10 protein-coding genes and 1 pseudogene are annotated in these 10,207 nt (G+C 64.8%); 3 read left to right on the top strand and 8 right to left on the bottom strand.

Features of this window, described 5'->3' with window-relative positions; translation table 11 throughout:
* The 4 genes and pseudogenes from ACE3SN_RS14445 to ACE3SN_RS14430 all read right to left on the bottom strand — a co-directional run.
* A pseudogene (locus ACE3SN_RS14445) lies at positions 1-155 on the bottom strand (histidine kinase); the annotation flags it as partial.
* A gap of 7 nt (positions 156-162) precedes the next feature.
* Positions 163-837 (bottom strand): response regulator transcription factor, encoded by a 675-nt coding sequence (locus ACE3SN_RS14440; protein WP_374531172.1) that lies wholly within the window; start codon positions 835-837, stop codon positions 163-165.
* 94 nt (positions 838-931) lie between these two features.
* Positions 932-1,225: a PepSY domain-containing protein gene (locus tag ACE3SN_RS14435; protein WP_374531170.1), complete on the bottom strand. Its 294-nt coding sequence runs from the start codon at positions 1,223-1,225 to the stop codon at positions 932-934.
* A 47-nt stretch (positions 1,226-1,272) separates the two neighbouring features.
* Positions 1,273-2,115 (bottom strand): aminotransferase class IV, encoded by an 843-nt coding sequence (locus ACE3SN_RS14430; RefSeq protein WP_374531168.1) that lies wholly within the window; start codon positions 2,113-2,115, stop codon positions 1,273-1,275.
* Between the two features lie 65 nt (positions 2,116-2,180).
* Between ACE3SN_RS14430 and ACE3SN_RS14425 the strand changes: the two genes are divergently transcribed.
* Complete coding sequence (locus ACE3SN_RS14425; protein WP_374531166.1) at positions 2,181-3,962, top strand: ABC-F family ATP-binding cassette domain-containing protein; 1,782 nt, start codon at positions 2,181-2,183, stop codon at positions 3,960-3,962.
* 33 nt (positions 3,963-3,995) lie between these two features.
* Here the strand turns inward: ACE3SN_RS14425 and ACE3SN_RS14420 are convergent, their stop codons facing one another.
* Complete coding sequence (locus tag ACE3SN_RS14420; protein ID WP_374531164.1) at positions 3,996-5,810, bottom strand: DUF885 family protein; 1,815 nt, start codon at positions 5,808-5,810, stop codon at positions 3,996-3,998.
* A gap of 119 nt (positions 5,811-5,929) precedes the next feature.
* Positions 5,930-6,403 carry a DUF6456 domain-containing protein gene (locus ACE3SN_RS14415; RefSeq protein ID WP_374531162.1) on the bottom strand — a complete coding sequence of 158 codons (474 nt, stop codon included), beginning with the start codon at positions 6,401-6,403 and terminating at the stop codon, positions 5,930-5,932.
* 96 nt (positions 6,404-6,499) lie between these two features.
* On the opposite strand from ACE3SN_RS14415, the gene ACE3SN_RS14410 reads away from it, so the two are divergent.
* A complete protein-coding gene (locus tag ACE3SN_RS14410) occupies positions 6,500-7,072 on the top strand; it encodes a helix-turn-helix domain-containing protein (protein ID WP_374531161.1) in 573 nt (190 codons plus the stop codon).
* A complete protein-coding gene (locus ACE3SN_RS14405; RefSeq protein ID WP_374531159.1) occupies positions 7,069-8,268 on the top strand; it encodes a glycosyltransferase in 1,200 nt (399 codons plus the stop codon). The genes ACE3SN_RS14410 and ACE3SN_RS14405 overlap by 4 nt, the downstream gene beginning before the upstream one ends.
* A gap of 29 nt (positions 8,269-8,297) precedes the next feature.
* On the opposite strand, the gene secF is transcribed toward ACE3SN_RS14405, so the two are convergent.
* Positions 8,298-9,275 (bottom strand): protein translocase subunit SecF, encoded by a 978-nt coding sequence (gene secF / locus ACE3SN_RS14400; RefSeq protein ID WP_374531157.1) that lies wholly within the window; start codon positions 9,273-9,275, stop codon positions 8,298-8,300.
* Positions 9,276-9,286: 11 nt separating this feature from the next.
* Positions 9,287-10,207, bottom strand: a 921-nt coding sequence (gene secD / locus ACE3SN_RS14395) for a protein translocase subunit SecD (protein ID WP_374531156.1), incomplete at its 5' end; no start/stop codon positions are given.

Raw genomic sequence — 10,207 nt, 5'->3', positions numbered from 1 at the left:
ACCAGGCTGGTCAGCGTCCGGTCGAGCGCGACGCCGCCAAGCAGCAGCAGGACGAAAATCCAGCCCGCCGCGATCAGCATCATGCGCCGCGACAGCGAGCCGGTATGCGGCGCGCCCGATACGGTCGCCGGCGGGTCTGGCGCTTCCCCGCTCACGATTGGCTCAGCCGCGCGCCTGAGCCGGATCGTCGAGGCTGTAGCCAAGCCCGCGGATCGTGGTGATCACATCGGCGCCCAGTTTTTTGCGGATGCGGGTGACGAACACTTCGATGGTGTTCGAATCCCGGTCGAAATCCTGATCATAGATGTGCTCGATCAGCTCGGTGCGGCTCACCACCTTGCCCTTGTGATGGAGCAGGTAGGACAGCAACTTGTATTCCTGCGCGGTCAGCTTGACCGGCTCGCCATTAAGCGTAACCCGGCCCGAGCGCGTATCCAGCCGCACGTCGCCGGCGGTGAGTTCGCTGGAAGTATTGCCCGAAGCGCGCCGGATCAGCGCGCGCAGGCGGGCGATCAGTTCCTCGGTCTGGAACGGCTTGGCGAGGTAATCGTCGGCACCGGCATCGAGGCCCGCCACCTTGTCCGACCAGCTATCGCGCGCGGTCAGCACCAGCACCGGGAACTTGCGGCCTTCCTTGCGCCACATGCCCAGCACGGTCAGCCCGTCGATTTCTGGCAGGCCAAGGTCGAGCACGACCGCATCGTATTCCTCGGTCGAGCCGAGAAAGTGGCCGTCTTCGCCATCGGTCGACAGGTCGACCGCATAGCCGTTGGCTTCGAGCGTGGTCTTGAGCTGCTTGCCGAGAGTGGGTTCGTCCTCGACGATCAGGATGCGCATGGCTGGTTCCCCAATAAGATGCTGGTCAAATGGGACGAAAGGCCGAAAGCGTCAAGCAAGCCGCGCGGCATATCCGCTATCGCCCCGGGGCCGGTCAGCGGGTCTGCCGGATGATATCACCGGTGCGGGCATCGACATCGACAAAGATCACGCGCCCGTCGCGGATGAATTTCAACCGATAGGCCAGCGCCGCTGGATCGTATTCGGGTCCCAGATATTGCGCCCCGGCCATCATCGGCAGCACCTTCTGTTCGATCTCGCGCAGCGAACGCACGTTGCCCGCGCGAAATTCCTTGCGCGCCTGACCCTGCTCGCCGCCTGGGCCAGCATCGGCAGGAACCGCAGCAAACACGGCGGGCACAATCAGTAAAGCGAGCAGGTTTTTCATCACGTTGTTTTCGCTAGACCCGGGGGATTGAACAAGGAATGAATGGTTCAAACCGCGCGCAGCCGGGCGATGTAGCGCTGGCGGATTTCCGCCGTAAGCACGCCCGGCCCGCCGTTGCCGATTGGCAGGCCGTCGACCTCGGTCACAGGCAGGACCAGTGAACCGGCTGCGGAAACGAACGCCTCGCGCGCGGCGTGCAGTTCCTCGGGCGTGAAGGCGCGTTCCTCCACCGCAAGGCCCATGTCGCGCGCGATTTCCAGCACGCAGATCCGCGTTACCCCCGGCAGCACGCCGTAGTCGACCGGGTGCGACACCAGTACGCCCCGGCTGTCGATGATATGGGCATTGGCGCTGGTCTGCTCGGTAATCAGGCCGTCTTCGACGAACCAGGCATCGTCATAACCCGCCTCGCGCGCGGCCTCCTTGGCGAGGACCGCATAGAGCAGCTGCGTGGTCTTGGCCGAACGCAGCGCCCAGCGCCCCTCCTGCTGGAGCATGACCTTGAGGCCCGTCCTGGCCTTGGGCACATCGATCAGCGCGGCTTCCTGCGTGAAGGCAAAGCGGGTGGCGGGTGCGGGCGGCCTAGGCGAGAGGAAGTCGCGGTCATCCGGCGCACCGCCGGTGATCTGCAGGTACACGCGCCCCTCGGTCAGGTTGTTGCGCGCGATCAGCTGGGCAATCACGGCGGGCCAGTCGGTATCGTCGCTGATCCGGGCCAGCGCCTTTGACCGTTCCAGCCGCGAGGCATGGTGCGGCCAGTTGCAGAAATGGCCGTCCAGCACCGGGGTCAATTCATAGACGCCTTGTCCGAACAATAGCGCACGATCGAAGATCGGCACTTTCGCCTCGGTTTCGGGGAGGAATTCGCCGTTGAGCCAGACTGTACGCATGGCCACCTCATTCCGGCTTACCCGCGCCTTGTCAACTTGACGCCCGCCGCCTAGAGCGCGCAGCCATGGCCGTCGCTCCGATCCTTTCCTGGGAACAACTCAGCCTCCAGCAAGGTTCGGGCTGGCTGTTCCGCGATCTCGACATCCACATCGCCCCGCGTGACCGGCTGGCGTTGATCGGACGCAACGGTGCGGGCAAGACGACGCTGTTGAAGCTGCTGGCGGGCACGATCGATGCCGACAAGGGCAAGCGCTCGATCCAGCCGGGCACCAAGATCGTGATGCTGGAACAGGATCCGTTCTTCACCGGGTTCGACACGCTGCTGGACTTTGCCCTGTCGGGCAAGGACGCCCCGCAGCGGCACGAGGTGGAGGCGATTGCCGACCAGCTGGGTATCGACATGAGCCGCACGGCGGACAGCGCCAGCGGGGGCGAGCGCCGCCGTGCCGACCTCGCCCGCGCGCTCGCTTCCGAGCCGGACCTGCTGCTGCTCGACGAGCCGACCAACCACCTCGATCTCGCCGCGATCGACTGGCTGGAAAGCTGGCTCTCGCGCTATACCGGCGCCTTCGTGGTAATCAGCCATGACCGTACCTTCCTGACCCGGTTGACCAAGGCGACGCTTTGGCTCGATCGCGGTTCGATCCGCCGCAAGGAAATCGGCTTTGGCGGGTACGAAGCCTGGATGGAGCAGGTCTACGCCGAAGAGGCCCGCGCCGCCGAAAAGCTCGACGCCAAGCTCAAGATCGAGGCGCACTGGCTGGAACGCGGCGTCACTGCACGACGCAAGCGCAACCAGGGGCGGCTTGAGAAGTTGTGGGAAATGCGCGCCCAGCGCGCTGCGATGCTCAGCCCGCAAGGCACGGCCAAGCTGGGGCTGGCGGTGGATGATGCCAAGTCGAAGGCGGTCATCGTGGCCGACAAGGTCAGCAAGAACTTTGGCGACCGCCCGATCATCAAGGACTTTACCCTGCGCATCACCCGAGGTGATCGGATCGGGATCGTCGGCTCGAACGGCGCGGGCAAGACCACGTTGCTCAAGCTGCTGACCGGCGAGCTTGAACCCGACAGCGGCACCGTCACCCGCGCCAAGACGCTGCAAGGCGTGCTGATCGACCAGCAGCGCAGCCTGATGTCGCCCGAAAAGCGCGTTCGCGACGTGCTGGCCGAAGGCGGCGACTGGATCGACGTGCGCGGAGTGCGCAAGCACATCCAGGGTTATCTCAAGGACTTCCTGTTCGATCCGGGCCTGGTCGAGGCGCGGGTCGGCACGCTCTCGGGCGGGGAACGTTCGCGTCTGCTGCTCGCACGCGAATTTGCGCGGTTCTCAAACCTGCTGGTGCTCGACGAGCCGACCAACGACCTCGACCTCGAAACGCTCGACCTGCTGCAGGAAGTGATCGCGGACTATGACGGCACGGTGCTGATCGTCAGCCACGACCGCGACTTCCTTGACCGCACGGTGACGATCACGCTGGGCCTCGATGGTTCGGGCAAGGTCGACATTGTCGCGGGCGGCTATGCCGACTGGGAAAAGCAGCGCACGCAGCGCACCGCGTCGGCCAAGCCCAAGGCCGCGCCTGCCGCCGCCGCGCCGCCACCGCCGCCGCCAAAGAAGGGCAAGCTGACCTACAAGGATCAGCGCGACTATGACCTGCTGCCCGAGCGGATCGAGCAGCTCTCCGCCCAGATCGCGCGCGACGAGGAAGTGCTGCACGACCCCGCGCTTTACGCCCGTGATCCGGCGAAGTTCGCGGCGCTTACAAAGGCGATCGAACAGGCGCGCGCTGAAAAGGATGCGGCGGAAGAACGCTGGCTGGAACTGGCGGAGCAGGTGGAAGGCTGAAGCCAGCCCTCCACCCGGTCAAATTGCTGCCGGTCAGCCTGCCGCCAGCCGTTCCTTGATCCGCTCGTCGATTCGGGCTTCCAGCATCGACAGCGGCATGACGCCTTCCTTCAGCACTTCGTGGAACCACGGCAGGCTGAACTTGTCGCCCAGCGCGGCCTGGGCCTTGGTGCGGTTCTTCACCCACGACATGTGGCCGATCTTGTAAGAGCAAGCCTGCCCGATCATCGTGCAGTAACGCTCGACCTCGCGCTGGCAGCGCGGGCGGGCAAAGCCGGTGGTGGCAACCATGTAGTCGGTCGCCTGTTCGCGGCTCCAGCGCTTGTGGTGCAGCCCGGTGTCGACCACCAGCCGCGCGGCGCGGAACAGGAACGACTGCAGGTAACCGGCGCGTTCAATGCCCGTATAGGCGCCAAGTTCATCGGCCAGCTGCTCTGCGTAAAGCGCCCAGCCCTCGCCATAGGCGGAGATGAAGTTGTTACGCAGCAGCATCGGCAGTTCGCCCGAAAGCTGCGAATACGAACCCTGCAAGTGGTGGCCCGGCACACCTTCATGGAAGGTCAGCGCGGGCAGCGAATACTTCGGCCAGTCGCCCACGTCCTTGAGGTTGATCCAGTAGATCGCCGGACGCGAACCGTCGAGCGAGGCGCGGTTGTAGTAGCCGTTCGACGCGCCGTCCTGGATATCCACCGGCACGCGGCGGATTTCGAGCGGCTGGCGCGGAATGTCGGCAAATGCCTTGGGCAGGCGCTCCCACATGTCGGCAATTCCGACGTTGAGGCTGTCGATCAGCGCCTTTCGGCCCTCGTCGGTGTTGGGATAGAGTTGGTCATCACGCTTGTTGAGCGCGGTAAGCCGCTCGCCAACGCTGCCGCTGGTCAGACCGGCATCCTTGAGGATCGCGTCCAGTTGGGCGGAAATGTCGGCCACCTGGTCAAGCCCGGCCTGGTGCACCTGTTCGGGCATCATGTCGGTGGTGGTCGCCTGCTTCAGCGCGGCGGCATAGATCTCGTCGCCCTTGGGCAGGCGCCACGCACCATCGCCCGCCTGCGTGGTCTTGCGCAGCTGGGTGACCAGCGCCATCTGCCGATCAAGCGCAGGGAATACCACGGTTTCGACGATCTTCGCCGCGCGTGCGGCCCAATCGCCGGCGATCCCCTTGGCCGCGGCCCGGCTCGCCACCGAAGTGACCATGCCGGTTTCTGCCGCCGCGGGGCTGCGCAGCTTGGCCATCTGTCCCAGCACCAGGTCGAGCGACCAGCCCGGCGCGGTAAAGCCGCGCGCGGACTGCGCCTTCTGTTCGGCGGTATCCTCGTCGAGCGCGGTGCCAAAGGCAGCGAGGCGCGAGAGATAGGCCTCGGCATCGGTGGCATTGTTCACCGGGTGCTGCGAATTGAGGAAGTCCGGCAGGTCGAAATAGGCGCCGCCCTGCTGGGTCAGGCGGTAAGGCCGCTGGACCGAATCGATATCATAGCGCGCCGCCGAGATGGTGCGGTTTTCGAGCATGTAGGCTGCCAGCGCCTGGTTGCGCTTGCCGGTGCCCGACAAGCTTGCCGCCGGAATCGCGTTGAGCTTCTTCAGCCAACGCTGGTTGCGGGCCAGATCCGCATGGCGCTCGGCCGCGGTGCCAGGCGATAGCTGGCCGCGCAGCGGCGCCAGCTTGCCCTTGTCGAGCCCCAGCGCGGTCGCATATTCCGGCGAATGGGCAATCCCGTCCTCGAAGATCGCATCGAGCGTCGCGTTGAGCGCCGCATCGCCCTTGAGCGCCCGGCCCTTGGCAAGGGCCGGTTCGACCGCGAATGCAAGCGCCGCAGCGCTACCCGAAGCAAGAAATTGACGCCGGTCCATATTGTGGCTCCCCGAAAGCTTGAAACAGGAAGCCGTTGTGCCGCTATGGTCGGCGGCCGTGGGCGCAAATCGACGAACGACAAGGCCAGCCCGACGAGGGACGAGCAGCCACCCGCCGACTAACGGATCCTGTAGAAATCAGCCACCCGGTCAAGCGCGAGACGAAGTACCAGCTTGCCGCTGCGCACCGGCCAGGCCAGCGCCTTTTCGGCATCGGGCAGGGTCTCTCCCGCGCAGACCACCCGCCAGAGAATGTCGGACAGGCCCGGCCCCGCCGCATCCGAAGCGCCGTCAAAACGCTGACGCGCGGCCAATTGGCGCTCGCTGGCGGATAGGCCCCGATCATGGGCGCTGCCCTTGATCCGCACCGGGTCCCAGCGCATCGTCACGCCCGGGGCAAGCTGCGCCGTTTCCCAATCGCGGCGCAGGCGTTCCCCGGCAAGGAACTGCGCATCGCTAAGATGGCCGCGCGCATGGAGCCAGCCCAGCGGGCTTTCCGCGACATTGACGGTCACGCTGCGCCCACCCTTGCGCGCGGCCCGACGCACCGGGCCTTCGCTGGTCAGTTCACATTCGACGAGTTCGCGCTGCATCGCATTTCCCCTTGGTTGCCTGCTCGACAAGAGGCTTGCCAAAACAGCTAGGCTGTAGGAAAGAAATAAAACCAATCTGGTTAAAGGCATTCTGCCATGATCAACCGTATCCGCGATATCCGCCGATCGAAGAACCTCACCCTGGCCGACGTGGCAGAGCGCTGCTCGCCGCCCACGACCGCGCAGACCATTGGCCGGCTTGAAACCGGGATGCGTCAGCTTTCGCTCGCCTGGATGAACCGAATTGCCGCCGCGCTTGAGGTCGATCCAGAACTGCTGGTGCGCAGCGAGGAAGCGAGCCAGCCCAGCTATATCGCGCGCGTTACCGAAGCCGGGGCGGAAGCTCTACCAACCGCGCGCGAGGCGATCCTGCCGACCGCGCTGGGCGGAGAAGCCAACCTGGTTGCTCTCGCGATCGAGACAAGCGCAGGCGAATATCGCACAGGCGACCAGGTGTGGCTGCGCCAGCATGGCCCCGATGACTTTGCCCGCCTGCTCAACCGCGATGTCCTGGCGCCGCGCGCGGGGGGCCGGTTTGCCTTTGGCCGAATGATCGACCGCCACGAAACCCGTATCGCGATCCTTCCGCCGGGCGCGGGCAGCCGCCAGATCGTGATCGACAATCCGGCGTGGATCGCCGTGACCGAGATGCTAGTGCGCAAGCTATGACTGAAAAGCTTCGGGTTCTTTCGCTTTCCACCCTGTTCCCCACTCCGGCCCGGCCCGGGTTCGGCAAGTTCGTCGAATATTCGCTCGCCGCTGCGGCTCGGCGGGGCGACATTGACCTGACGATCGTCAATCCGATCGGGATTCCGCCGTGGCCGCTATCGCTGCGCGAGCCCTATCACACCTATGACAGCGCGCCGCAGCTCTCCGAGCTTGATGGGGCCGCGGTCCATTACCCGCGCTTCACGCTCTACCCGCGCTTTGGCGGCGACAGCAATCCGGGCCGGATCGTCAAGGCGGTCATGCCGCTGGTCGAAAAGCTGCACCGCGAAGCCCCCTTCGATCTAATCGACGCGCAGTTCTTTTTTCCCGATGGCCCCGCCGTTGCCGAAATCGCCGGGCGGCTCGGGCTGCCCTTTTCGATCAAGGCGCGCGGCGCGGATATCCATTTCTGGAGCAAGCGCGATCACCCGCGTGAGTTGATGACCGCAGCCGCAGCCAAGGCCACGGGAATGCTCGCGGTGTCGGAAGCCCTGAAGCGCGACATGGTCCAGCTAGGCATGCCTGAAGACCGCATCCAGATCCACTATACCGGGATCGACCATGCCCGCTTCACTCCGCTCCCGCGCAAGCAGGCCCGCACGCTGATCTCGGCCATCCCCGAACTCGGTGTCTGGGTCAAAGGCACGCTGATCGTCACGACCGGCGCGCTGATCGAGCGCAAGGGCCAGCGACTGGTGATCGAAGCCATGACCCGGCTTCCGGATGCCCATCTGGCGCTGGCCGGTGCGGGCCCCGACGAGGCCGCACTGCGCGCTCTGGCGGCACGACTCGGCGTGGCGGAGCAGGTGCAATTCCTCGGCCAGGTCTCGCACGACCTGCTGCCGCAGCTGCTTTCAGCAGCGAATGTGCTGGTGCTGCCCTCGGCCAGCGAGGGCATTGCCAATGCCTGGATCGAAGCGCTGGCCTGCGGCACACCGCTGGTCATTCCCGACATTGGCGGCGCGCGCGAGGTGCTGCAGGATCCATCGGCAGGGCGAATTGCCGAACGTACGCCCGAGGCGATTGCCGCCGCGATCCGCGAAATCCTCGCCGAACCTTACGCCGAGGAAGACGTCGCGGCGAACGCCGAGCGCTTCAGTTGGGAGCGAAACGCGGCCGAACTCGCCACCTATTGGCATAGCCTGGCGGGGCGCTGAAGCCCGGCCAGGCCGATGCCGCCGTTGGCCTAGCCGCGTTCGCGGGCCAGGCGTTCCTGCCGCTCCAGTTCGGTTTCCGTCGGCACGAAGCTGTTCGACGTCACCTTCAGCCAGATCAGGATCGGCGCCGCCATGTAGATCGAGCTGTAGGTACCCACGAAAATGCCCAGCGTGATCGCAGCGGTAAAGCCGAAGATCACCTTCGGACCCAGCAACAGCAGCGCGGCAAGCGTGATGAGCAGCGTCAGCGAGGTCATCACCGTGCGCGCCAGGGTCTCGTTGACCGACAGGTCGAGCAGTTCGGGCAGCGGCATCCGGCGGAACTTCTTCAGGTTTTCGCGGATGCGGTCATAGACCACGATGGTATCGTTGAGCGAATAGCCGATGATGGTCAGGATCGCCGCGACGATGTTGAGGTCGAACTCCATGTGCGTGACCGCGAACAAGCCCAACGTCAAAGACACGTCGTGGACCAGCGCGAACAGCGCACCGACACCGAACTGCCACTCGAAGCGCACCCAGATGTAGATCGAGATCGCGATCATCGCGAAGACCAGCGCCTTCATCCCCGTGGCGTAAAGCTCACCCGAGACCTTGCCCGACACCGAATCCACGCCGTCGACGCGCGCATCCGGATGCGCAGCCTTGATCGCGGTGGTGATCTTGGTGGCCATGGCTTCCGAAAGGCCGGGGTCCTTCTCCGACCCTTCCGGCAGCTTCATGCGGATCGAAACCTGGTTGGGCTGGCCGAACCGCTGGATCGTCGGTTCGCCGTAGCCCAGCTTTTCGACCTCTCCGCGCAGCGCTGCCACCGGAGCTTCGGCGCTCTGTGCAAAAGTGACGCGGATCATCTGACCGCCGATGAAGTCGACTCCCAGGTTGAGGCCGTTGACGAAGATCATCACCCAGCTGAGCAGGATCAGCAGGCCGGAAACGACAAAGAACGGCACCCGCCACTTGAGGAAGTGGATATTGGTATCGTCGGGAACGAGCTTGAGCAGACGCATGGCAGCAGCCCTTAGATATTGAGGTCAGACGGACGCGCCTTGCGCAGCCAGTCGGCAACCCACATGCGGGTCAAGGTAACGGCAGTGAACACCGACGTGATAACGCCGATGACAAGCACCACGGCAAAGCCCTTCACCGGGCCCGAGCCGAACACGAACATCAGCGCGGCAGCGATGACGTTGGTGATGTTGGCGTCGAAGATCGCGCGGCTTGCTTCCTTGTAGCCGGTTTCCACCGCCTGGAATACGCGCCGACCGCGCTTGCGCTCTTCGCGGATGCGCTCGTTGATCAGCACGTTGGCATCAACCGCCGCACCGATGGTGAGCACGAAGCCCGCGATGCCCGGCAGCGTCAGCGTGGTGTTGAGGATCGCCATGACCCCCAGGATCATCATCACGTTCACGACCAGCGCAATGTTCGCATAGACGCCGAAGCGGCCATAGGTCACCAGGATGAACAGCATCACCGCCAGGGTGCCGACACCCATCGCGACCAGCCCCTTGCTGATCGAATCCGCCCCAAGGTCCGGACCAACCGAGCGTTCCTCGACCACCTTGAGGTCGACCGGCAGCGCGCCGGAGCGCAGCGCGATCGCCAGCTGATTGGCGCTTTCCACGGTAAAGCTACCCGAAATCCGCGCCTGACCGCCAATGATCGGCTCCTGAATCACCGGGGCGGACAAGACTTTCCCGTCGAGAATGATGGCGAAACGCTTGCCAACATTTTCGGTGGTCAGCTTGGCGAACTTGGCCCCGCCCGCCTGGTCGAAAGTGATGTTGACGATCGGCTGGTTGCCGCGTTCGTCAAAGCTCTGCTGGGCATTCGAGAGCTGGTCGCCCTTGATCCCGCCGAGCCGCTTTACCGCAACGGGTAGCGTGCCGTCTTTGGCAGGATTGAGATAGGGTACGAGTTCGTCGCCCGGCTGGACGAT

It is taken from the genome of Novosphingobium sp., assembly GCF_041915465.1.
Lineage (GTDB): Bacteria > Pseudomonadota > Alphaproteobacteria > Sphingomonadales > Sphingomonadaceae > Novosphingobium.
The sequence above is the reverse complement of the archived record's forward strand: the minus strand, read 5'-3'. Positions and strand labels throughout refer to the sequence as shown.

Coding starts and splice junctions, on each gene's coding strand:
- ACE3SN_RS14420 (WP_374531164.1), bottom strand. CDS start 5,810: ATGGACCGGCGTCAATTTCTTGCTTCGGGTAGCGCTGCGGCGCTTGCA.
- ACE3SN_RS14410 (WP_374531161.1), top strand. CDS start 6,500: ATGATCAACCGTATCCGCGATATCCGCCGATCGAAGAACCTCACCCTG.
- ACE3SN_RS14415 (WP_374531162.1), bottom strand. CDS start 6,403: ATGCAGCGCGAACTCGTCGAATGTGAACTGACCAGCGAAGGCCCGGTG.
- ACE3SN_RS14425 (WP_374531166.1), top strand. CDS start 2,181: ATGGCCGTCGCTCCGATCCTTTCCTGGGAACAACTCAGCCTCCAGCAA.
- secF (WP_374531157.1), bottom strand. CDS start 9,275: ATGCGTCTGCTCAAGCTCGTTCCCGACGATACCAATATCCACTTCCTC.
- ACE3SN_RS14435 (WP_374531170.1), bottom strand. CDS start 1,225: ATGAAAAACCTGCTCGCTTTACTGATTGTGCCCGCCGTGTTTGCTGCG.
- ACE3SN_RS14430 (WP_374531168.1), bottom strand. CDS start 2,115: ATGCGTACAGTCTGGCTCAACGGCGAATTCCTCCCCGAAACCGAGGCG.
- ACE3SN_RS14440 (WP_374531172.1), bottom strand. CDS start 837: ATGCGCATCCTGATCGTCGAGGACGAACCCACTCTCGGCAAGCAGCTC.
- ACE3SN_RS14405 (WP_374531159.1), top strand. CDS start 7,069: ATGACTGAAAAGCTTCGGGTTCTTTCGCTTTCCACCCTGTTCCCCACT.